17 protein-coding genes and 1 pseudogene are annotated in these 23,175 nt (G+C 73.7%); 1 reads left to right on the forward strand and 17 read right to left on the reverse strand.

The features are described from left to right. Positions 1–169: 169 nt before the first annotated feature. Both LX15_RS20535 and LX15_RS33185 read right to left on the reverse strand, forming a co-directional pair. Positions 170–3,202, reverse strand: coding sequence for a sunset domain-containing protein (locus LX15_RS20535; protein WP_253671283.1), 3,033 nt, complete (start codon positions 3,200–3,202; stop codon positions 170–172). A 12-nt stretch (positions 3,203–3,214) separates the two neighbouring features. Beyond that, entirely contained in the window at positions 3,215–4,330 is a 1,116-nt protein-coding gene (locus tag LX15_RS33185; RefSeq protein WP_253671243.1) for an OmpA family protein, read from the reverse strand. A gap of 128 nt (positions 4,331–4,458) precedes the next feature. Here LX15_RS33185 and rarD point away from each other — a divergent pair, with 128 nt between their 5' ends. Further along, positions 4,459–5,421: an EamA family transporter RarD gene (gene rarD, locus LX15_RS20545; protein WP_253671244.1), complete on the forward strand. Its 963-nt coding sequence runs from the start codon at positions 4,459–4,461 to the stop codon at positions 5,419–5,421. A 215-nt stretch (positions 5,422–5,636) separates the two neighbouring features. Here rarD and LX15_RS20550 read toward each other — a convergent pair whose 3' ends face one another. The 15 genes and pseudogenes from LX15_RS20550 to LX15_RS20620 all read right to left on the reverse strand — a co-directional run bounded on the left by LX15_RS20550 (position 5,637) and on the right by LX15_RS20620 (position 23,138). Continuing rightward, positions 5,637–6,611 carry a polyprenyl synthetase family protein gene (locus tag LX15_RS20550; protein ID WP_253671277.1) on the reverse strand — a complete coding sequence of 325 codons (975 nt, stop codon included), beginning with the start codon at positions 6,609–6,611 and terminating at the stop codon, positions 5,637–5,639. A gap of 70 nt (positions 6,612–6,681) precedes the next feature. Then, positions 6,682–8,181: an NADH-quinone oxidoreductase subunit NuoN gene (gene nuoN / locus LX15_RS20555; RefSeq protein ID WP_253671278.1), complete on the reverse strand. Its 1,500-nt coding sequence runs from the start codon at positions 8,179–8,181 to the stop codon at positions 6,682–6,684. Positions 8,182–8,329: 148 nt separating this feature from the next. Further along, positions 8,330–9,904 (reverse strand): NADH-quinone oxidoreductase subunit M, encoded by a 1,575-nt coding sequence (locus tag LX15_RS20560; RefSeq protein WP_308213495.1) that lies wholly within the window; start codon positions 9,902–9,904, stop codon positions 8,330–8,332. After that, positions 9,901–11,868: an NADH-quinone oxidoreductase subunit L gene (gene nuoL / locus LX15_RS20565; RefSeq protein WP_253671280.1), complete on the reverse strand. Its 1,968-nt coding sequence runs from the start codon at positions 11,866–11,868 to the stop codon at positions 9,901–9,903. Before nuoL ends, LX15_RS20560 begins: the two co-directional genes overlap by 4 nt. 25 nt (positions 11,869–11,893) lie before the next feature. Further along, the gene (gene nuoK, locus LX15_RS20570; protein ID WP_253671245.1) at positions 11,894–12,193 is read right to left on the reverse strand and encodes an NADH-quinone oxidoreductase subunit NuoK; all 300 of its coding nucleotides are present in this window, start codon (positions 12,191–12,193) and stop codon (positions 11,894–11,896) included. A 368-nt stretch (positions 12,194–12,561) separates the two neighbouring features. Continuing rightward, positions 12,562–13,371 (reverse strand): annotated as a pseudogene (locus LX15_RS20575) (NADH-quinone oxidoreductase subunit J); the annotation flags it as partial. Beyond that, on the reverse strand, positions 13,368–13,928 hold the full coding sequence (gene nuoI / locus LX15_RS20580) for an NADH-quinone oxidoreductase subunit NuoI (RefSeq protein ID WP_253671246.1): 561 nt from the start codon (positions 13,926–13,928) through the stop codon (positions 13,368–13,370). The gene nuoI and the pseudogene LX15_RS20575, both read right to left, overlap by 4 nt. After that, positions 13,915–15,309 (reverse strand): NADH-quinone oxidoreductase subunit NuoH, encoded by a 1,395-nt coding sequence (gene nuoH / locus LX15_RS20585; RefSeq protein ID WP_253671247.1) that lies wholly within the window; start codon positions 15,307–15,309, stop codon positions 13,915–13,917. Before nuoH ends, nuoI begins: the two co-directional genes overlap by 14 nt. Then, on the reverse strand, positions 15,306–17,882 hold the full coding sequence (locus tag LX15_RS20590) for an NADH-quinone oxidoreductase subunit G (RefSeq protein WP_253671248.1): 2,577 nt from the start codon (positions 17,880–17,882) through the stop codon (positions 15,306–15,308). The genes nuoH and LX15_RS20590 overlap by 4 nt, the downstream gene beginning before the upstream one ends. Next, positions 17,882–19,213, reverse strand: a complete 1,332-nt coding sequence (gene nuoF, locus LX15_RS20595; protein ID WP_253671249.1) for an NADH-quinone oxidoreductase subunit NuoF — start codon at positions 19,211–19,213, stop codon at positions 17,882–17,884. The genes LX15_RS20590 and nuoF overlap by 1 nt, the downstream gene beginning before the upstream one ends. Further along, positions 19,210–20,079: an NADH-quinone oxidoreductase subunit NuoE gene (nuoE, locus tag LX15_RS20600; RefSeq protein WP_253671250.1), complete on the reverse strand. Its 870-nt coding sequence runs from the start codon at positions 20,077–20,079 to the stop codon at positions 19,210–19,212. The genes nuoF and nuoE overlap by 4 nt, the downstream gene beginning before the upstream one ends. Before the next feature lie 14 nt (positions 20,080–20,093). Further along, positions 20,094–21,440 carry an NADH-quinone oxidoreductase subunit D gene (locus tag LX15_RS20605; RefSeq protein WP_253671251.1) on the reverse strand — a complete coding sequence of 449 codons (1,347 nt, stop codon included), beginning with the start codon at positions 21,438–21,440 and terminating at the stop codon, positions 20,094–20,096. Continuing rightward, a complete protein-coding gene (locus LX15_RS20610) occupies positions 21,437–22,198 on the reverse strand; it encodes an NADH-quinone oxidoreductase subunit C (protein WP_253671252.1) in 762 nt (253 codons plus the stop codon). Before LX15_RS20610 ends, LX15_RS20605 begins: the two co-directional genes overlap by 4 nt. 5 nt (positions 22,199–22,203) lie before the next feature. Continuing rightward, complete coding sequence (locus LX15_RS20615; RefSeq protein WP_253671253.1) at positions 22,204–22,755, reverse strand: NuoB/complex I 20 kDa subunit family protein; 552 nt, start codon at positions 22,753–22,755, stop codon at positions 22,204–22,206. 17 nt (positions 22,756–22,772) lie between these two features. Then, a complete protein-coding gene (locus tag LX15_RS20620) occupies positions 22,773–23,138 on the reverse strand; it encodes an NADH-quinone oxidoreductase subunit A (RefSeq protein WP_308213496.1) in 366 nt (121 codons plus the stop codon). Positions 23,139–23,175 lie beyond the last annotated feature (37 nt).

The raw sequence follows: 23,175 nt of genomic DNA on the forward strand, positions 1-23,175 counted from the left end.
GGCGCCTGGCCGGCATCCGGCCAGGCGCCTCGCGCGTTTCGGCGACCGGCGACCGGCGAACCACGGAGCAGGGCACGCCGGCCGGGGATTCGACGGGCGCGGACAGAGTGCGGCCCGAACAGCGAGGCGGGCGCCCCCGGGAGGGGACGCCCGCCTGCGACGTTCCGTACTAGCGCGGCTGGTTCCAGGCGCGGAAACCGGCGCGCTCGGCGTCCTCCGGACCGCGGAACCACACCTCAGCCCTGGTGCGGGCGTAGTACGGCGACTCGGCGGTGTGGAACAACATCGACGAGGCGCTCGCCTTCACCCGGAACTCCGGCCCGGGAGCCGAGCCGTCCGGGTTCGGCAACGCCGATCCCGGCCCGAACGGCGACGGCGTCGCCGTCGTCGGGCGCGGCGCGGCCGAGCCGTTCTCGGCGGGCCGGGCGGCGGACGGCGCGGCCTCGGCCGCCTGCGGCGTCGGCCGCTTCGGCAGCGGCGCGGACGGCTGCGGGGCCGGCTGCGGACCCGTCCACCCCGCGCCGGCGGGCGTGGCCGGCGCGCCGCTGGGCCACGACGCCGCGGACTGCGGCACCGGGGCCTCCTGGCGCGGCTGCGCCGCCGGCCGCTCGGCCGGAGCGGGCGCGGCCTGCTGCGGGTGGGCCGAGGGCGGCTGGGCGGGCGCGGCCGGCGCGCCCCGCTGCGGCAGCGGCGGCGTGGGCGCGGCCGACCTGGCGGCCTCCGGGTCCACCACCGGCTCGAACAGCGAGCGCTGACGCTCGGCCTCGACGGCCGGCACTGCCGGCGCGGTGGGCGCCGGCGGCGGCGCGACCGGCTGTGCCGGCGGCGGGGACGCGACCTGCGGCGGCTGGGGCTGTCCCGGCTGTCCCGGCTGTCCCGGCTGTCCCGGCGCGGCCTGGGCCGGCGAGGGCGGCACCGGGGCCTGGCCGCCCAGCGGGGGCTGCGGCGGGGCCGCCGCCTCCTGGGGCGGGGTGGCCGGGCGCTCCGAGCGGAAGGCCGCGGCCAGCCCGTTCCCCTGCCGCTCGCCCTGCGGCGCCCACGGCTCACGGGCCGGGGACGCCGCCCCGGCGGAGGTGGACGGGTCCACCGGCGCGTTCGCCGGCGTCGGCTCGGTCGGCGACGGCGCGGGGGCCGTGAACCCGGCGGCGGCCGGCGGCCGCTGCTCGTACCGGCCCTGGCCGGGCTCCGCGTCCCGGCGCGCCTGGTCGGCCCACGGCTCGCCCTCGGCGGGACCCCGCGACGGGGTCGGCTCCTGGCCGGCCCCGCGCTCGCCGACCAGCGGCTCGGGCAGTTCCTTCTCGGCACGCGCCCCGCTCGGCGTCCGGCGCTCGGACTCCGCGCCGGCCAGGCCGATCAGCTCGTCGTGCGTGGGCAGGGACGGCATCTCCGTGTTCTCGTGCACGGTGTCCTCCCGGTCTCGGGAAGCAGGCCCGATCCGGTCCCACGGCGCGGAGGTCGCCGGCGTGACGGGCTCGTCCGCCCCGGCCTCGGCCGCGCGCTCCGCCTCCGCGGCGCGCGCCTCGGCGCGGCTGGTGGCCTCCGCCTGGTAGGGCTCGTCCTCGTCGCGGTCCACGAGCGCCTCGACCCCGAGGCCGGAGTCGGTGCGCGCGTGCCGCGCGCGGCCGGCGGCCTGCTCCTCGGCCGCCGTCGTGGCGGCCAGTTCGTCCTCGGCGATCTCCTGGTCGATCAGCTCCCGCTCGGTCAGGGTGTGCTCGACCGGCTCCCCGAACTCGCCGGAGTCGACCCCGCCGGCCCGCCGCACCTGCTCGGCGATCATCGCGGCGGACACCGGACCGGTCCGCTCCGCCTCGGGTTCGAGCTCGTCCTCCTCGACGCCGGCCGGCGGCTCGGCCTCGACCAGCTCCGGCTCCGGCGGGGCGTGCATCTCCCCCGCGACCGGCCGCCGCGGCTCGCCGCCCCGCGGCTCCGTCGGGTAACGACCGCCCGCCGGCTCCGCGGGCGCGGACGGGCCGGACTCGGCGGGGGCCGGCTCCGGTCCCGGCGGCGGCTCGACGCCGCCCTGCCCGGTCAGCGGCTGCCACTGCTCGTCCAACCGGGCCCGCTCGTAGGTGGCGGGCTCGTCCACGACGGCCGGGCGCGGGGCCGGCGTCACCCACTGGTCGACGTCGGGCATCCCGCCCAGCCCCTGACCGCCCAGCCCCTGACCGCCCGGTCCCTGGCCGCCCGCCGTGATCTCGTCCTCGGTCCCGCCCTGCTGGTCCGCGGGGCGCGACGGCCCGTCGAACGGCCGGGCCGGCCGCTCCTCGGCCGCGCCGGCGGCCGGCGGCCGGGGCTCGCCCGCCGCCCACGGCGTCGCGGGGCGCTCCGGCTCCCTGCCCACGCCGAAGCCCATCGGCGGGACGCTGACCCGGCGCGCCGCCGGGCGCGGCTGGGCGGGCTCGGCGGGCCCGGCGGGCTCGGCGTGACCAGCCTGATCGGCGCGGTCGGCGCGGTCGGCGCGGTCGGCATGGTCGGCACGTTCGGCACGGTCGCCGCGGCTCCCGCCGTTCGGGCTCACGCCCTCGACGCCGCCCAGCGCCGCCGCGATCGACTCCCCGCCCGGCGGCGGGGCCTCCGAGGGGAACGGCGTCGGCTCGGCGGGCCGGGGGAAGCCCAGGTCGCCGCGGTCGCGGGCAGGGGTCCGCTCGCGGGCTGGCTCACGCGGCGCGGTCTCGGGCCGGGCGGCCCGCTCCTCCGGCGCGGCGCCGATCCCGGCGCCCGGGGCGTCGTGCTGGGCCGGGATGACCGTGGTCGCCTCCGTCATCCCCACTGCCCCGGTCGCGTCGGCGGCCGGGACGCCGGGGACGGGTCCGGCGACGGCGGGACGCGGAGGGGTGGGAGGCTCGACCGGCGCCTCCGGCGCGGTCCCCCTCCTGGCCTCCCCCGCCGTCTCTCCCGCGGGCCCCGCCGCGTGGTCCGCCACCGGTTCCGGGGGCGCCTCGGCGCCCCACGGCTCGACCCGGGGCGCGGAGCCGGCCAACGGGGCCGGCGCGGCGCGGGGTCCCACGCCGGGCTCGGCGTGGTCCTCCTGGTCGAGGTAGCCCTCGTGCGACCCGGACAGCGCGGGCTGTGCCGGGCCCTGGTCCGCCAGCTCGGCGAGCCGCCGGCGCGCCGGGCGGGCGAACAACAGCCAGGTGATGAGCGCTCCGGCCAGGAACGCCACCGCGCTCCACAGCCAGACCTGCCCGAACAGCCACGTCACGGGAAGTCCCTCCTACCGTACGGTGATCTCGACCCGACGGTTCGCCGCCTTGCCCTCTTGCGAGTTGTTGTCAGCCCTGGGCCGAGCGTCACCGAACCCCTTGGCCACGATCCGCTCCGCCGGCAGGCCCTGGCGGACGAGCTTGTCACGGACAGCGTCGGCGCGCTGCTGGCTCAGCCGAAGCGCGTTGCTCTCCCCTCCGGGCCCGGCCGCCACGTGCCCACCGACCTCAACGGTGCGGTCGGACACGCCACGCAGCAACTGGGCGACCTGGCGCACGCTCTCCGCGCCCTCGGCGGTGAGCACCGCGCTGTTCGGCAGGAACGTGATCGGGTGCTCGATCAACATCCGGTCCAGTTGTTCCTGCGTAGCCCCGGTTTCCAGGGCCTGGGCAGATCCGTCCCTGGTCACCACGAGCTGGCTGTGCACCTCCACTCCGGGCAGCGCGTGCCGGACCGCCTCCTCGATACGGCCACGGCTGGTCGGATCCGGGACTGTACCGGTCAGGGTGACCCCCAACAGTGTCCACGACACCGTGCGTTCGCCGGGAACCGTGCTCGCGGCGCGGGCGAGTTCCCCGAAGGCGGCGGGTGGTCCCGGCATCGGGGCGGAGGAGACGACCTGGAGTCCGGGCACGACCGCGCGGCCGCACGCGTGCTCGACCGCGGCCAGGACCTCGTCCCGCGCGGTCTCGTCCGGCACGGCGCCCATCACGGCGACGCGGTCGCCGGTGAACGTCATCGTCACCGGCTCGACCTGGGTCCTCGGCGGCGGCGCGACGGGCGCGGCCTCGCTGACCCGCACCGAGCGGACGCCGTCCACGGCCTGCACGACCTGGCGGGCCTGCTCGCCCCGGCCGGCGGGGACGTCGACCACCTCGCCGTCGCGGCCGTCGAAGGACACCCGGCCGCCGACGCCGGCGACGCGGAGGGCGTGGCTCGCGCGCTCCGTGAGCTCCCGTTGGACGCGTTGCCCGGTGGTGGCGGTGGCGGCTCCCGCGACGGCGGCGGGGCAGAGCACCGCCGCGAGCAGCCAGCCGACCCACGCCGCCCGGTCCCCCCGGCGGCGGCGCCACTGAAGTTGATCTTCTCCGTCGCGGTCCCGGTCGGAATGCGGGGGCTTGCCCACTGCCGGGCCTCCGTTCCGGTGCGCGTTCCAGGCGGTACCCATTTCACCCGATTGCGCCGGGTGATCGAACCGGCCCATGTCGGGTCACTCCCCGGCGGCATTGTGGACACGCCCCGTAAGCTGCGTGCGTGCCGCTGCTAACGAATGATCCCTCCCCGGTGGCGGCAGGGGCCGACGCGACACGCCCCGCCTCCCCCAAGGCGGACGGCCCCGGCCTCGCCCTCGGCGCCGGTGCGTACCTCCTGTGGGGACTGTTCCCCGCCTTCTGGCCGCTGCTGCGCCCCGCCGGACCCTTCGAGATCCTCGGCCACCGCCTGGCGTGGACCTTCGTGGTCATGAGCGCGCTGGCGCTGGCCCTCGGGCGGTGGCGGGTCCTGCGCCAGCTCCCGGCCAGGGGCTGGCTGCTGGTCGGCGCGGCCGCCGTGTTGATCGCGGTCAACTGGGCCACCTACATCTATGCCGTCAACAGCGGCCAGGTCGTCGAGAGCGCGCTGGGCTACTTCGTCAACCCGCTGTTCAGCGTGCTGCTCGGCGTGGTGGTGCTCAGGGAGCGGCTGCGGATCGCCCAGTGGGTCGCGCTGGCCGTGGCCGGCGGCGCGGTCGTGGTACTGACCGTGGACTACGGCCGGGTGCCGCTGATCGCGCTGACCCTCGCCGTGTCCTTCGGCCTCTACGGCCTGATCAAGAAGACCGTGCCGCTGGACTCGGCGAGCAGCCTGACCGCGGAGGGCGTGGTGCTCGCCCCGGTCGCCGTCGCCTACCTCGTGTGGCTCCAGTGGACCGGCTCGGGCACGTTCACCGGCCACGGGATCGGGCACGTGCTGCTGCTGATGGCGGCCGGCCCGATCACCGCGGTCCCGTTGCTGCTCTTCGGCGGGGCCGCGCGCCGGGTGCCGCTGGTCACCATCGGCATCCTCCAGTACCTGGCGCCGATCCTCCAGTTCGCCTGGGGCGTCCTCGTCGTCCACGAGGAGATGCCGGCCTCGCGCTGGCTGGGCTTCGGGCTGGTGTGGGCGGCGCTGGTGATCTTCACCGTGGACGGGCTCCGCGCCGCGCACCGCTCCCGGACGGCGGCGGCCGCCCGGTCCTGACCCTCCCGGCCCCTCGCCGCCACCCGCGCCAGCCCGGCGCGGCCCGCGGCGACGACCGGCCAGCCCGACACTCCGCTGAGGCGTGGGTGGCCCCCGGCCGGGCGCCGGGGCGCGAACGGGGTGCGGCCGGCACGGCGGCGTCAGCCGACGGGGCCGGGCCCGGCGTCAGGAGGACCGGCCCGGCCACGACCGGAGGGCCGGGCCGGGAGACGCCGTCAGTGCGTCCTGGCCACCATGTAGTCGGTCAACGACTCCAGCGCGTCGCGCGCCGGGCAGGCGGGCAGCACCGACAGCTCGGCGCGGCCCCGGTCGGCGTACCCGGCCAGGGTCTCCCGCGCCCGCTCCAGCCCGGTGGACGCCCTGAGCAGGTCGAGGGCCTCGGTCACCAGCGCGTCCTCGGTGATCGGCGCGGCGAGCAGCTCCCGCAGCCGGTCACCGCGCGGCCCCTCCTCCTCCAACGCGTACAGCATGGGCAGCGTGAGCACGCCCTCCCGCAGGTCGGTGCCGGGCGTCTTGCCCGACTCCGTCGCCGGCGAGGCGATGTCGATGACGTCGTCGGAGATCTGGAAGGCGGTGCCGATGACGTCGCCGAACCGCTCCAGCGCCGCGACGTGCTCCGGGGCCGCGCCGGCGAACATCCCGCCGAACCTGCCGCAGGTCGCGATCAGCGACCCGGTCTTCTCCGCCACCACCGTGAGGTAGTGCCGCACCGGGTCGTCACCGTCGGCCGGTCCCACGGTCTCCCTGAGCTGACCGGTGACGAGCTGCGAGAACGTCTCGGCGAGCAGCCGCCCCGCCTCGGTGCCGAGGTCGGCGCCCAGCCGGGAGGCGTGCGCGAACAGGAAGTCGCCGGTGAGGATGGCGACGGTGTTGCCCCAGCGCGCGTTCGCGCTGGCCGCCCCCCGGCGCATGGTGGCCTCGTCCATCACGTCGTCGTGGTAGAGCGTGGCCAGGTGCGTCAGCTCGATGACCGCCGCCGCCTTGATCACGTCGTCCCGCGTCGGGTCGCCGAAGTGCGCGGACAACAGCGTGAACAACGCGCGGAACCGCTTGCCGCCCGCGTCGACCAGGTGCAGCGACGCCTCGGTGAGCAGGCCGAAGTCGTGCTGCACCACGGAGTGCAGCAGCGCCTCCACGCGGTCCAGCCCGGCCCGCACCCCGTCGGCCAGGGCGGGGTCGGCCAGGTCCATGCGGGCGTTGTTGTGCCCGCCCCCCGTTGATGTACTCGTCGTCACGTCTCCGTCGCCCTCATCGCCGCTGTCACGGGGCGAATGCGAGCCCGGGGCCGGCCCAGTCGAGGGCGACCGCGGGGTACACACCCAGCAGCAGCGTAACCAGGACGCCGAGGGTGATGGCCACGGTGGTGAAAACTCCGGGCACCGTCACGGTCGGCCCGTCGCTCGCCGGCTCGCTGAAGTACATGAGCACGACGACGCGGAGGTAGAAGAACGCGGCGACCGCGCTCGCCAGGACGGCCACCACGACCAGGGGCGCCATCCCGTCCTCGACCGCGGCGGTGAACACCACGAACTTGCCGACGAAGCCGCTGGTGAGCGGGATCCCGGCGAGCGCGAGCAGCAGGAACGTGAACACCAGGGCGGTCAGCGGCGACCGCTTGGCCAGCCCGGCCCACTGCGACAGGTGGGTCGCCTCGCCGTCACCGGCGCGCACGAGGCTGATGACGCCGAAGGCGGCCAGCGTGGTGAATCCGTAGGCCAGCAGGTAGAACAGCGTGCCGGACCGGCCCTGCTCGGTCAGCGCGATCGAGCCGACGAGCAGGAACCCGGCGTGCGCCACCGACGAGTAGGCGATCATCCGCTTGATGTCGGTCTGGGTGAGGCCGAGCACCGCGCCGACGACCATCGAGACGATGGCCACGGCCCACAGCACGCCCCGCCACTCCCAGCTACTCGCCTTGAACGCGACGTTGAGCACCCGCACGATCCCGCCGAAGGCGGCGACCTTGGTGCAGGCGGCCATGAAGGCCGTCACCGGGGTCGGCGCGCCCTGGTAGACGTCGGGCGTCCAGGTGTGGAACGGGCCGACCGACCCCTTGAACAGCAGGCCGACCACGAGCAGCCCCAGGCCCACGTAGAGCAGGGTGTCCGAGCGGTCGTTGCCGGCCGTGGCCTCGGCGATGGCCGACAGCTTCACCGACGACGCGTAGCCGTACAGCAGGGCGAGGCCGTACAGGAAGAACGCCGACGCGAACGCGCCGAGCAGGAAGTACTTGACCGCCGCCTCCTGGGAGAGCAGCCGGCGGCGCCGCGCGAGCCCGCACATCAGGTACAGCGGCAGGCTCAGCACCTCAAGCGCGACGAACATCGTCAGCAGGTCGTTGGCCGCGCAGAAGACCATCATCCCGCCGAGGGCGAACAGCGTGAGCGGGAAGATCTCGGTCCGCATCCCGCCGGGCGCCGCCCCGTCCCCGACGCCCTCCCGGACGCCGCCCCGCGCGACGGCGGTGTGGCCGACGAAGGAGCCCCCCGGCTCGACCGACCGGTCCGCGATCAACAGCACCGCACCCAGCGCGAGGGCCAGCAACGTGCCCCACAGGAACAACGTGGGCCGGTCGATCGCGATGGTCCCCGACAGCGTGGTGACCGGGTCGGTCGACCTGCCCACGTACCACCCGAAGGTGACGCCGGCCGCGCCGATCGTCAGCAACGACAGCACGACCTGCGACGACCACCGCACGTGCCGGGGGAAGAACGCCTCCACCAGCACGCCGAGGCAGGCGCCGGCGAACACCACCAGCATCGCGCCGATCGCGCCGTAGTCGACCTCGGGCGCCGGCACCGAGCCCTGGGCGAGCACCGCCCAGGGCGCGCCGGACACCGCGTCAGCCACCCCGCCCGACACCGCCTGGGACACCGTGTGGGACACCGTCACGCTCAGTGCGCTCACCTCACTTGCCTCCCTGCGCGACCGGGTCCGCCAGGCCGACCTCGGTCATCGTGGCCGAGACCGACGGGGTGACCACGTCGAGCACCGGCTTCGGGTAGATGCCGAGCCCCAGCACCAGCACCACGAGCGGGGCGAGCACGGCCAGCTCGCGGGCGGACAGGTCGGGCACCTTCGCCCTGGCCGGGTCGCCCACCGCGCCGGGGCCGGCGGCCGCGCCGAGCAGCGCGTCGCCCCGCACCGGCCCGTGGAACACCCGCTGGTACAGCCAGAGCACGTAGACCGCGGCCAGGATCATGCCCAGGGCCGCCAGCACCGTGTAGACCGGCTCGCGCGGGTAGGAACCCAGCAGCACCAGGAACTCGCTGACGAAGGAGTTGGTGCCGGGCAGGGACAGCGTGGACAGCCCCGCCACCAGGAAGAGACCGCCGAGCAGCGGGGTCAGCCGGGCCATGCCGCCGTAGTCCCCGATCCGCGTCGACCCGCCGCGCGCGATCACCATGCCGATCACCAGGAGCAGCATGCCGGTGGCCACGCTGTGGTTGACCATGTACGTGACCGCGCCGACCTGGGACTGGGTGCTGAACGCGAACACGCCCAGCGCCATGAACCCGAAGTGCGCGATCGACACGTAGGCGATGAACCGCTTCATGTCGCGCTGGCCGGTCGCGAGCACCGAGCCGTAGAGGACACCCACCACGGCCAGCACCAGCACCAGCGGCGCGAGCTCCTGGCTGGCCTGCGGGAACATCGGCAGGAGGTAGCGCAGGAAGCCGAACATGCCGACCTTGTCCAGCACGCCGACCAGGATCACCGACACCACGATCGGCGCCTCGGCCGCGGCGTCCGGCAGCCAGGTGTGCACCGGGACCAGCGGCGCCTTGATCGCGAAGGCCGCGAAGAAGCCGAGGAACAGCCAGACCTGGGTGGACAGCGGCGCGTCCCGCACCACCCCGACCAGGGTGGCCCAGTCGAAGGTCCCGTGGCCCAGCCGGCCGGCGGCGTAGACGTACGCGCCGATGGCGGAGGCCAGCATGAGCAGGCCGCCCAGGAACGAGTACAGGAAGAACTTCACCGCCGCGTACTGCCTGCGGGCCCCGCCGTAGCCGCCGATCAGGAAGTACATCGGGATCAGCATGATCTCGAAGAGCACGTAGAACAGGAAGACGTCGGTGGCGGCGAAGACGCCGACCATCAGCCCCTGCTGCACCAGGATCAGCGACAGGAAGCCACCCTGGGTGCGGCCGGCCGGCAGGCTCTCCCGCCACGCCGCGCCGACCACGACCGGCCCGAGCAGGGCGACGACCGCGATCATCACCAGCGCGACGCCGTCCACGCCGAACGACAGGTGCGCCCCGACCGCCGCGATCCAGTCCACCGAGCTGGTCATCTGCAACCGGGCGCCGTCGGGGTCGTAGCCCGCCCAGAGGACGGCGGCCAGCGCCAGCTCCACCAGCGAGAAGCCCAGCGCGACCGACTTCGCCAACCGTTCGTTGTCCCGCAGCAACGCCACCACGACGCCACCCAGCAGGGGCAGCGCCATGAGCGCCGCCAGGGAGGCCGTGCCCAGGCCGTTCACGCGAACCTCACCACCATCAGCGCCGCGATCACCAGGACCGAACCTCCCAGCATGCTCAGCGCGTAGGAGCGCACGAAACCCGTCTGCAACCGGCGCAGCCGCCCCGAGGTCCCGCCCAGCAGCGCGGCGAGCCCGTTGACCAGCCCGTCCACGCCCTTGTTGTCGACGTAGACCAGGGCCCTGCTCAGCCAGACGCCCGGCCTGGCGACCAACGCCTCGTTGAGCGCGTTGCCGTACAGGTCGGCGCGCGCGGCCCGCACCGGGAGGGACACCCGCCGGGGGCGCTCGACCGGGACCGGCCTCCGGCCGACCACCAGCCACGCGACCAGCGCGCCGAGGGCGGACAACGCGACCGTGAGCACCGGCACCAACGCGTGGGGCAGCACGCCGTGCTCCGCCTTGTCCAACGCGCCCAGCGACGGCGTCAGCCAGGTGGCGAGCCGGTCGCCGGAGGCGAGGAACACGCCGGCCCCGACCGAGCCGACCGCCAGCAGGATCATCGGGACGGTCATCACCGCCGGCGACTCGTGCGGGTGGTAGTCCCTGCCGTCGGCGGACTTCAGCCGCTCCCAGCGCTTCTCGCCGAAGAACACCATCAGCAGCAACCGGGTCATGTAGAAGGCGGTCAGCCCCGCGCCGAGCAGGGCCGCGCCGCCGAACACCCAGCCGCGCCAGCCCTCCTGACCGAAGGCCGCCTCGATGATGGCGTCCTTGGAGAAGAAGCCGGACAGCCCGGGGAAGCCGACCAGCGCCAGGTAGCCGAGGCCCCACGTGACGAAGGTGATCGGCATGTGCCGCCACAGGCCGCCCATCCGCCGGATGTCGCCCTCGTCGTTCATGCCGTGCATCACCGAGCCGGCCCCGAGGAACAGCCCCGCCTTGAAGAAGCCGTGGGTCAGCAGGTGCATGATGCCCAGCGCGTAGCCGAACGAGCCGAGGCCGACGGCCAGGATCATGTAGCCGATCTGGCTCACGGTCGAGTAGGCCAGCACCTTCTTGAAATCGTCGTAGGCGCAGCCGATGACGCAGCCGATGAGCAACGTGAACGCGCCGATCGCGGTGACCACCAGCCGGCCGTCGGGGCTGAGGTCGTAGAGCGGGTTGGCCCTGGCGACCAGGTAGACGCCGGCGGTGACCATGGTCGCCGCGTGGATCAGCGCGGAGACCGGGGTGGGGCCGGCCATGGCGTCGGGCAACCACGCCTGGAGCGGGAACTGGCCGGACTTGCCGCACGCGCCGAGCAACAGCAGCAGCGTGATCGCCAGCAGCTCGCCGGAGGAGAACTCGCCGGCCCTGGCGAAGACCTCGGTGTACTGGGTCGTGCCGAGGGTGCGGAACATCATGAAGATCGCGATGGCCAGGCCGACGTCGCCGACCCGGTTCATCACGAACGCCTTCTTGGCCGCGGTCGCCGCCTCCGGCCGGTGGTGCCAGAACGCGATCAGCAGGTACGAGGCGAGGCCGACGCCCTCCCAGCCCAGGTACAGCGTCACGAAGCTGTTCCCGAGGACCAGCACCAGCATCGCCGCGACGAACAGGTTGAGGTAGGCGAAGAACTTCCTGCGGTCGGCGTCGCCGGCCATGTAGCCGATCGAGTAGACGTGGATCGCCGCGCCGACACCGGTGATCAGCAGGACGAACACCAGCGACAGCGGGTCCAGCCGCAGGCCGAAGTCCACCTGGAGCGCCTCGACCGGGATCCAGGAGAACAGGTGCAGCTCCCGCACCCGCTCCGCCGAGGGAAGACCCGTGCTGTCCAGGAACAACACCAGCCCGTACCCGAACGCCGCGATCACCGTGAGGCAGCCGAGCAGGTGGCCCCACGCGTTCGTGCGTCGGCCGCCGAGCAGCAGCACCGCCGCGCCGAACGCCGGCAGCGCGACCAACAGCCAGGCGAACTGGGCGACGCCGGTGGCCGCGCCGACCTCGGCGACGGCGGTCGCCGGACCGTCGGCCAGGATCATTCCCGTCCTCGTCACGTGCGCCCCTCTAGTACTTCAGCAGGTTGGCGTCGTCGACCGAGGTCGAGCGACGGGTCCGGAAGATCGCCATGATGATCGCGAGGCCGACCACCACCTCGGCGGCCGCGACCACCATCACGAAGAACGCCATGACCTGGCCGTCGAGCGAGCCGTTGATCCTCGCGAAGGTGACGAGCGTCAGGTTCACCGCGTTGAGCATCAGCTCGACGCACATGAACACCACGATCGCGTTGCGCCGGACGAGCACGCCGACCGCGCCGATGGTGAACAGCAACGCCGACAGCAGCAGGTAGTGGGTCGGGGTCACCGCGAGACCTCCCCGGAGGGCTGGGCCGACGACCGGTCGGACTCGGCTCCACTGTGGACGGTCTGCCCGTTGCCGGTGTGCCCCGGCGGCGGATCGGCCGAGGGCGGCTCCTCCGCCTCCTCCGCCTCCTCGGCCTTCTCCGCCTTCTCGGCGCCCCGCTCCCCTGCGGCCGACTCCTCGTCGGCTCGCTCCTCGGCTCCCGACTGCGACCCGCCCGGCTCGCCCGGCTCACCCGAGGCGGAGACGTCCCCGGCTTCCCCGGAGGCCCCGGCGTCGCCCGTGACCTCGCCGGCCGTGCCGGTCTCGGCGCTCTCGGGGGTGTCGCCGGTCGCGGCGGTCGCGCCCCGGCCCCCCGGCCCGTGCGGGGCCAACGCGCGCGCGTCCGGTCCGGGCAGCTCGTCGGCGACCTCGGCGAGGTCGGCCTCCAGCCGCCGGCGCGAGGTCGACTCGATGATCTCCGACAGCGACTCCGGCGCGACCGAGCCGTCCGGGAGCAACGCCGGCACCGCGACCGAGCTGGCGGTGGCGAACACGCCGGGACCCGGCAGCGGCGAGGGACGGGCGTGCTCGCCGCGCACCCGTGCCTCGACCAGCTCGCGCTGGGTCCGCCGCGCGCCCCGCTGCCGGCCCACGAAGGCCAGCACCATGGTGCCGATGGCCGCGGTGATCAACAGCGCCGAGGTCAGCTCGAACGGGAACAGGTAGTCGGTGAAGATCGACCGCCCCAGGTTCACCACGTTGCCGTTGCCGGCGTTGGCCTGGGCCAGACCGGCCGGCTGGACCTCGACCAGGGCCCTGGCCAGCCCCGCCGCCAGCAGCGCGGCGAACCCGACGCCGAGCAGCCCCGCGGCCAGGCGCTGGCCCCGCAGCACCTCGACGACCGAGTCCGAGCTGTCCCTGCCCACGAGCATGAGCACGAACAGGAACAGCATCATGACCGCGCCGGTGTAGACGATGATCTGCACGAAGCCGAGGAACGGCGCCTGCTGCACCATGTACAGCACGCCGAGGCAGAGCATGCTCAGCACCAGCCACAACGCCGAGTGCACCGCGTTCCTGGCGAAGATCATGCCCAGCCCGCCGGCCACGGCCAGCGGTCCGAGCACCCAGAACGCGACGGCCTCGCCGGTGCCGACGGTGTCGGCCGCGGCCTGCGCGAGGGTCAGTCCGGCGGTCACTGCGCGCCCTCCCCGTCCCCGGGGCCGTTGGTGAACGTCTGCCCGGCCCGCCGGGCCAGCTCCGGTCCCTTCACGTAGTAGTCCTGCTCGTCCGAGCCCAGTCGCATCGGGTGCGGCGGCTGCTCCATGCCGGGCAGCAGCGGCGCGAGGAGCTGCTCCTTGGTGTAGATGAGGTTCTGCCGGTCGTCGTCGGCCAGCTCGTACTCGTTGGTCATGGTCAGCGACCGCGTCGGGCAGGCCTCGACGCACAGGCCGCAGCCGATGCACCGCAGGTAGTTGATCTGGTAGACCCTGCCGTACCGCTCACCGGGCGAGTACCGCTCGTCCTCGGTGTTGTCGCCGCCCTCGACGTAGATCGCGTCCGCCGGGCAGGCCCACGCGCACAGCTCGCAGCCGACGCACTTCTCCAGCCCGTCCGGATGCCGGTTGAGCTGGTGCCGGCCGTGGTACCTCGGCGCGGTGACCTTCTTGACCTCCGGGTACTCCTCGGTCACCACCTTCTTGAACATCGTCGAGAAGGTGACGCCGAAGCCCTTCAGCGGATCAAGCAGTCCCATCGCCGTCCTCCTTCGCGGGGTTGGCGTCGTCGCGGGTGGCGCCCGCGTTCGCGGGAGCGGTCACGGCCGCCCTCTCGGCGACCGGCAGCCGCGCGACCGGCACGGACCGCCGGCGCGGGGGCGCCTTGGGCACCTGGAGGTCCAGCGGGGGCAGCGGGTAGTCGCTGCCGGCCAGCGGCACCTCGTCCTCGCGCGGCGCCGGCCGGTCCGGGATGAGGAAGACCACCAGCAGGAGCACCGCGAGCACGATGCCGCCGATCACCAGGATCTGCTGGCTGGTGATGCCCTGGGTGTTGCGCAGCACCCGGATCGTGGTCACGGCGAGGATCCACAGCAGGCTGACCGGGACCAGGACCTTCCAGCCCAGCCGCATGAACTGGTCGTAACGCAGCCGGGGCAGGGTGCCCCGCAGCCAGACGAAGACGAACAGGAACAGCAGCGTCTTGCCGAGGAACCACAGCAGCGGCCACCAGCCGGTGTTGAGCACCCCGTCGCCGACCGCCGACAGCGGCCACGGCGCGTGCCACCCGCCGAGGAACAGGGTCGTGGCCAGCGCGGAGACCGTGACCATGTTGATGTACTCGGAGAGGAAGAACAGCGCGAACTTCAGCGACGAGTACTCGGTGTGGAACCCGCCGACCAGCTCGGACTCGGCCTCCGGCAGGTCGAACGGCGCGCGGTTGGTCTCGCCGACCATGGCGATCACGTAGATGACGAAGCTGACCGGCAGGAGCCAGGCGAACCACCTGTCGGCCTGCGCCGCCACGATGCCCGAGGTGGACAGCGTCCCCGAGTAGAGGATGACCGCCACGAACGACAGGCCCATCGCGATCTCGTAGGAGATGACCTGCGCGGCCGAGCGCAGCGAGCCGAGCAGCGGGTAGGGCGAGCCGGAGGACCACCCGGCGAGCACCACGCCGTAGACGCCCATGGACGAGCAGGCCAGCACCACCAGCACGCCCACCGGCAGGTCGGCGAGCTGGAGCGCGGTCCGCTCGCCGAAGATCGACACCTCCGGGCCGAGCGGGATCACCGAGAAGGCCAGGAACGCCGGGATCGTGGAGATCACCGGGGCCAGGAAGTACACCCACCTGTCGGCGAGGACCGGCCGGATGTCCTCCTTGAACGCGAGCTTGAGCCCGTCGGCCAGCGACTGGAGCAGACCGGCCGGACCCACCCGGTTCGGGCCGATCCTGTGCTGCATCCTGGCGACGACCCTGCGCTCGAACCAGATCATGAACAGGGTCAGCAGGACCAGCAGCGCGAAGATCGCGACGACCTTCACGATGATCAGCCAGAGCGGGTCGTCCGCGAGCAGCTCGGGGACCGGGTTGCGCGGCCCCTGCGCGAGCGGGGGTCCCGCGTGGACCAGCGTCCTCATGCCTCACCTCCGGTGGTCGCGCCGGCCGCGGCGGGCTCGCCGGCGTCGGCGGCCGGCGTCACCGTCACCGGCGTGCCGTGCCCGCCCAGCAGGCGGCGGACGGTGGCGGGGCCGGAGTTGGCCGGCAGCCACACCACGTCGTCGGGTAGGTCGGCCGGCTCGGCGGGCACCGTCACCAAACCCCGGTCGGTGGCCACGGTGACCGGCCGACCGAAGATCACGCCGAGCCGCTCGGCGGTGGCCGCCGACAGCCGGGCCGCGACGGGTCGGGCGGTGCGGGCCAGGTGGGGTTCGCCGTCCTGGAGCGAGCCGTTGTCCAGGAGCCGCCGCCAGGTCGCGAGCACGACCTGGCCGTCCGCGGGACGCGGGGCCGGCCCCGGCTCGCGGCGCGGCGGCTCGGGCCGCGCCCGGTGGGGCGCGTCGCCGACGCCGAGCCGGGCCATGTCGGCGGCCGCGGCCTGCGGGGTCTGGGTGAACAGGTCGGCGTCCATCTCCACGGCGAGCGTGTCGAGCACGCGGCAGTCCGGCACCGCGCCGGTGCCCTCCAGCGTGGTGCGGAAGTCCCGGCGCCGGCCCTCCCAGTTGAGGTAGGCCCCGGACTTCTCGACGGCGGGCGCGACCGGGAGGACCACGTCGGCGTGCGCGGTGACCGCGCTGGCCCGCAGCTCCAGGCTCACCAGGAAGCCCACCTCGCGCAACGCGCGGTCGGCCAACGCCGGGTCGGCGAGGTCGTCGGGGTCCACCCCGCCCACCACCAGGGCGGACAGCTCCCCGGAGGCGGCGGCCGCCAGGATGGCGTCGGTGTCGCGTCCCGGCCGGTCGGGCAGCGCGCCGGCCGGCAGGCCCCACGCGGCCTCGACCTCGGCCCTGGCCTCCGCGTCGACGACCGGGCGTCCGCCCGGCAGCAGCGTCGGGACGGCGCCGGCCTCCAGCGCGCCCCGCTCGCCGGCGCGGCGCGGCACCCACGCGAGCCGGGCGCCGGTGGCCTCGCCGAGCCGCACCACGGCCGACAGGAGGCCGGGCACCTCGGCGGCCCGCTCGCCGACCAGCACCACCGCGCCGGGCAGCCGCAACGCCTCGGCGACGTCCGCGCCCTCGGGGTGGGAGACCAGCGCGTCGACCACGGACGCCTCCGCGCCGGGTGCGCACACGAGCAGGCCCCCGAGCGGCTGGCGGTCCGGCCCCAACCTGGTCGCCGTCTTCTCCACGGCGGGGGTGGACCACTGTCCGATGTGGAACACCCTGGTCCCCCGCTTGCGGGCCGCCTTGCGCAGCCGCAGGAAGACGATGGGCGACTCCTCCTCCGGCTCGAAGGCCACGCACAGCACGGCCGGCGCGGCCTCCAGGTCGGCGTAGGTCACGCCGCCGGTGTCCGGCGAGGAGCCGACCACGGTCGAGGCCAGGAACTCCAGCTCCTCGTCCGAGTGCGGCCGGGCCCGGAAGTCGACGTCGTGCGTGCCCAGGGCGACCCTGGCGAACTTCGCGTAGGCGTAGGCGTCCTCGACGGTCAGCCGGCCGCCGGCCAGCACGCCAGCGCCGCGCCCGTCGTCCCGCGCCGCCAGCAGCCCCTTCGCGGCCACCGCCAGCGCCTCGGTCCACGACGCCGGCCGCAGCTCGCCGGTCCGCTCGTCCCGGACCAGGGGGCGGGTGAGCCGGTCCGCCGCCGTCGCGTAGGTGAAGGCGAAGCGGCCCTTGTCGCAGTTCCACTCCTCGTTCACCGCCGGGTCCTCGCCGGCGAGGCGCCGCATCACCCTGCCGCGACGCCAGTCCGTCCGCTGGGCGCAGCCGGAGGCGCAGTGCTCGCAGACGCTCGGCGTCGACATGAGGTCGAAGGGACGGGCGCGGAACCGGTAGGCCGCGCTGGTGAGCGCGCCCACCGGGCAGATCTGGATGGTGTTGCCGGAGAAGTAGCTCTGCTCCTCCGAGCCGCCGGCGCCCTCGATCTCGGCCGTCCCCGCCGTGCCGACCTGCTGGTCGGCGCCGCGCTCCAGCAGGTCGAGGAACCGGTCCCCCGCGACCTGGGAGGCGAAGCGGGTGCAGCGCTGGCACAGCACGCACCGCTCCCGGTCCAGCAGGACCTGCGCGGTGACCGCGATCGGCTTGGGGAAGGTGCGCTTGCGGTCCACGAACCGCGAGTCGGCGCGGCCGTGCTTGAGCGCCTGGTTCTGGAGCGGGCACTCGCCGCCCTTGTCGCAGATCGGGCAGTCCAGCGGGTGGTTGATGAGCAGCAGCTCCATCACACCCTGCTGGGCCTTGTCCGCCACCGGCGAGGTGTGCTGGGTGCGCACGACCATGCCCTCGGCCACGGTCATCGTGCACGACGCCTGCGGCTTGGGCATCGGGCGGCCGCCCATCTCCACCTCGACCAGGCACTGCCGGCAGGCGCCGGCCGGGTCGAGCAGCGGGTGGTCGCAGAACCGGGGGATCACCACGCCCAGCCGCTCCGCCGTGCGGATCAGCAGCTCGCCCTTGGGCGCGACCACCTCGACCCCGTCGATCGTGAGGCGGACGTGCCCCTCGGGCACGGGGGGCGGAGGGGTGTCCTGCTGGGACTTCTCCGGGGCAACGGTCATCAGTGCGCTCCCGCCAGTGCCGACTCGCTCGCCTGCCGCTGTGCCGACTGGTTCCGCTCGCACAGTTCGAGGAACTCGTGCCGGAAGTACTTGATCGCGCTGGTGATCGGGCTCGTCGCGCCGTCGCCCAGTGCGCAGAACGACCGGCCGAGGATGTTGTCGCAGATGTCGAGCATCGTCTCGACGTCGGCCGGCGTGCCCTCGCCCGCGAGCATGCGGCGCAGGATCTGCACCAGCCAGTACGTGCCCTCCCGGCACGGGGTGCACTTGCCGCAGGACTCGTGCTTGTAGAACTCGGTCCACTTCATCACGGCCCACGGCACGGACACGGTCTCGTTGAAGACCTGGACGGCGGTGGTGCCGAGCATCGATCCGGCGGCGGCCGCGCCCTCGAAGTCCAGCGGAACGTCGAGGTGCTCCTTGGTGAACAGCGGCGTCGACGAGCCGCCGGGGGTCCAGAACTTGAGCGGGACCCCGCCCTTCATCCCCCCGGCCAGCTCCAGCAGCTCCCGCAGCGTGGTGCCCATCGGGGCCTCGTACTGCCCCGGCCGCTCCACGTGCCCGGAGATCGAGTAGATCTTCGGGCCCGGCGACTTCTCGGTGCCCATCGCGCGGAACCAGGCGGAGCCGCCGAGCACGATGTAGGGGACGCTGGCGATGGTCTCGACGTTGTTGACGACGGTGGGCGAGGCGTAGAGGCCCTCGGTCGCCGGGAACGGCGGCTTGAGCCGGGGCTGGCCGCGCTTGCCCTCCAGCGAGTCCAGCAGCGCCGTCTCCTCGCCGCAGATGTAGGCCCCGGCTCCGGCGTGGACGACGACGTCGAGGTCGAAGCCCGAGCCGAGGATGTTCCTGCCCAGGTAGCCCGCCTCGTACGCCTCGCGCACGGCGGCGTGCAACCGGCGGACGCAGTGCAGGACCTCGCCCCGCACGTAGATCGCGGCGAAGTTCGCCCTGATCGCGTAGGACGCGATGACGATGCCCTCGATCAGCGAGTGCGGGTCGGCCATCATCAGCGGCACGTCCTTGCACGTGCCCGGCTCGCCCTCGTCGGCGTTGACCACGAGGTAGTGCGGCTTGCCGTCGTTCTGCGGAATGAAGCCCCACTTCATCCCGGTCGGGAAGCCGGCGCCGCCCCTGCCGCGCAGACCCGCGTCCTTGACGAGCTGGATGAGCTGGTCCGGGTGGACCTGGAGCGCCCTGCGCAGCGCGACGTAGCCCTCAAGCTGCTCGTACGTGCGCAGCGTCCAGGAGCGCGGGGACAGCCAGCGCCGGGTGAGCACCGGCGTCAACGGGCTGGTCCGGCCGCCCCGGGCGTTCGGGGAGTTCGTCACGCCTGCCCCCTCTCCTTCTTCTCGGGCAGCTCGGGCATGGGCGCCTCGTCCGGCATCGGCGGCGCCGTCCACTGCCGCTCGTTGGCGATCCGCGCGCCCCGCACGGTTTCCGGGGCGGCCGACGGGCCGTCCACGTCGGACTCCCGACCCTCGAAGAACCCGGCGAGCTGGAGCTCGGCCTGCCGGAAGTCGGTCAGCGGCGCGCCCCTGGTCGGGTGGGGCCGCCGCCCTGCCTGGAGCTCCTTGACCAGCTCCAGCGCGGACTCCGGCGTCTGGTTGTCGAAGAACTCGTAGTTGACCTGGAGCACGGGCGCGAGGTCGCACGCGGCCAGGCACTCGGCGTGCTCCAGCGTGATCGAGCCGGGGGCGCCCGGCTCGCCCGAGGTCTCCTCGTGGCCCAGCGGGCGCCCGTCGGTGCCGAGGTAGGTGGCCAGCCTGCGGTAGATCGCGTCGCCGCCCAGCACCGCGCACAGCGTGTTCGTGCAGACGCTCACCAGGTGCTCGCCGCACGGCCGCCGCTTGTACATCGTGTAGAAGGTGGCCACGGCGCTGACCTCGGCGAAGGACAGGTCGAGCTGCTCGGCGCAGAAGGCGACGCCGGCCTGGCTGACGTGGCCCTCCACCGACTGCACGAGGTGCAGCATCGGCAGCAGCGCCGACCGCGACCTCGGGTACCGCGCGACGATCTCCCTGGCCCGCTGGCGGGTCAGCTCGTCGAACACGGCGGTGTCCACGGTGTCCGATCCGGCCGATCCGGCGGATCCGGCCGGTCCACCCGACCCGTCCGCACCGCCGGGCCGGTCCGCGCGGGGCTCGACGGCCTCGGTGGACACCGCGGCCCCCGCCGCGCCGTCAGCGCCGTTCATGAAGGACTCCTCGCTCACCGGTCCACCCCGCCCATCACCGGGTCGAGGGAGGCGACCGCCGCGATCACGTCGGCCACCATCCCGCCCTCGCACATCGCGGGCATCGCCTGGAGGTTCACGAAGCTGGGCTCGCGGACGTGCACCCGCATCGGCCGGGTCCCGCCGTCGGAGACCACGTGGTAGCCCAGCTCGCCCCTCGGCGACTCGACCGGCACGTACACCTGGCCCGCCGGGACGTCGAAGCCCTCGGTGACCAGCTTGAAGTGGTGGATCAGGGCCTCCATCGACTGGCCCATGATCCGCCGGACGTGCTCCAGCGAGTTGCCGAGGCCGTCGGGGCCGATGGTCAGCCGCGCCGGCCAGGCGATCTTCTTGTTCTCCACCATGACCGGGCCGGGCTCCAGCCTGTCCAGGCACTGCCGGATGATCCGCAGCGACTGGTGGATCTCCTCGACCCGCAGCAGGTACCGCGCGTAGCAGTCGGCCTCGGTGGCCGTCGGCACGTCGAACTCGTACTCCTCGTAGCCGAGGTAGGGCTCGACCTTCCTCAGGTCCCACGGCAGGCCGGCCGAGCGCAGCACCGGGCCGGTGACCCCGAGCTGGAGGCAGCCGTCCAGCGGGAGGTACCCGATGCCGCGCAGCCGCTTGTGCCAGATCGTCTGGCCGGTGAGCAGCTTGTCGTAGTCCGGCAGCCGCGAGTCCATGACCCTGATGAAGTCGAGGATCCGCTCGTGGTAGCCCTCGGGGAGGTCCTGGGCGACGCCGCCCGGCCGGATGAACGCGTGGTTCATGCGCAGGCCGGTCAGGAACTCCAGGAGGTGCAGCACCTCCTCGCGCTCGCGGAAGCCGGAGGTCATCGCGGTCAGCGCGCCGAGCTCCATGCCGCCGGTGGCCAGGCAGACCAGGTGCGAGCCGATCCGGTTGATCTCCATGAGGAGCACCCGGATCACCTGCGCCCTCCGGGGCGCCTCCACGCCGAGCAGCTTCTCCACCGCCATGCAGTAGGCGGCCTCGTTGAACAGCGGCGCGAGGTAGTCCATGCGCGTCACGAACGTGACGCCCTGCGTCCAGTTCCGGTACTCGGTGTTCTTCTCGATCCCGGTGTGCAGGTAGCCGATCACCGAGCGCGCCTCGGTGACCGTCTCGCCCTCCAGCTCCAGCACCAGGCGGAGCACGCCGTGGGTCGACGGGTGCTGCGGGCCGAGGTTGATGACGATGCGCTCGTCGTGGACGGCGTCCTCCAGGACGGTGTCCCAGTCGCCGCCGGTGACCGTGTAGACCCGGCCCTCGGTCGTCTCCCGCGCGCTCGCGTACGGGTCGGGCTGGTCGTCGTGCCGCGTGCGGTCGGTGTCGGTCGTCATGAGTAGGCCCTCCGCTGGTCGGGCGGTGGGATCTCCGCGCCCTTGTACTCCACCGGAATCCCGCCGAGCGGGTAGTCCTTGCGCTGCGGGTGCCCGTCCCAGTCGTCGGGCATGAGGATGCGGGTCAGCGCGGGGTGGCCGTCGTAGACGATGCCGAACATGTCCCACGCCTCCCGCTCCTGCCAGTCGGCGGTCGGGTAGACCTCCACGACGCTGGGCACGTGCGGGTCGTCGACGTCGACGCACACCTCCAGCCGGATGCGCCGCCGGTAGGTCATCGACGTCAGGTGGTAGACGGAGTGCAGGCGCTGCGGCACCTCGGGGCCGTAGTCCACTCCGGACACCGAGCCGCACAGCTCGAACCGCAGCGCGGGGTCGTCGCGCAGCGTGCGGCAGACGTCCACCAGGTGCTCGCGCCGCACGTAGAAGGTGATCTCCCCGCGGTCGACGGTCACCTGCTGGACCGCCTCGGTGGGCACGCCGCGTTCGGTCAACGCGGCCAGCAGCTCGTCGGCCAGCTCGTCGAACCACCCCCCGTAGGGGCGTTCGGCGGGTGGCGGGCAGTAGGCGGGCAGGCGCAGCCCCCCGAAGCCGGAGGTGTCGCCGTAGCCCTCGACGCCGAACATGCCCTTGCGGGCGCGTCCGGACACCACCCGATCGCTGCCGTTCCTGGGCTCCAGGCCCGGGCCGGGGCGCTCCGCGCTGGAGTGCTCCTCGCCGGGGGCCGGTGTGCCCCTGTCCGACTCGTCGCTGCTCATACCGCTCACTTCTTCTTGGCGTAGCGGACCGAGGACGGGACCAGCTCGGTGCGGTGACCGGCCGCCGCGAGCTGCGCGGCCCGCTTCGGCCCCAGGGGCTCGTCCATGATCTTCGCGTGGATCTTGAGGATCGCGTCGATGAGCATCTCCGGCCGCGGCGGGCAGCCGGGGAGGTACATGTCGACCGGGACGACGTGGTCCACGCCCTGCACGACCGCGTAGTTGTTGAACATGCCGCCGGAGGAGGCGCACACGCCCATCGCCAGCACCCACTTCGGCTCGGGCATCTGGTCGTAGATCTGGCGCAGGACCGGGGCCATCTTCTGCGTCACCCGGCCGGCGACGATCATCAGGTCGGCCTGGCGCGGCGAGGCGCGGAACACCTCCATGCCGAAGCGGGCGAGGTCGTAGCGCGGCGCGCCCGTGGTCATCATCTCGATCGCGCAGCAGGCCAGGCCGAACGTGGCCGGCCACAGCGACGACTTGCGGGTCCAGTTGACCAGCTTCTCCACGCTGGTCAGCAGGACGCCGTTGGGCAGGTGCTCCTCCAGGCCCATGGCCGCTCCCCCTCCTCCTAGTTCCAGTCCAGGCCGCCGCGGCGCCACACGTAGGCGTAGGCGAAGCCGACCGTGATGATGAACAGGGCGATCTCCACCAGGCCGAACAGCCCGAGCGCGTCCGCGGAGACCGCGAACGGGTAGAGGAAGACCATCTCGATGTCGAAGAGGATGAACAGCATCGCCGTGAGGTAGTAGGCGACCGGCATCCGGCCGCTGCCGACGACGGGCTGCGGCGAGGGCTCGATCCCGCACTCGTACGCGTCGAGCTTGGCCCGGTTGTCACGGCGCGGGCCGACGAACGGCGCCACCGCCACCGAGAACACCGCGAACGCCGCGGCGAGCGCGAACATCAGCACGAGGGGGACGTAGGGCTGGAGCACGTCGTCCGCCGTCCTTTCCGCAACCGCCCCCGGGGGG

It is taken from the genome of Streptoalloteichus tenebrarius (assembly GCF_024171885.1).
Lineage (GTDB): Bacteria > Actinomycetota > Actinomycetes > Mycobacteriales > Pseudonocardiaceae > Streptoalloteichus > Streptoalloteichus tenebrarius.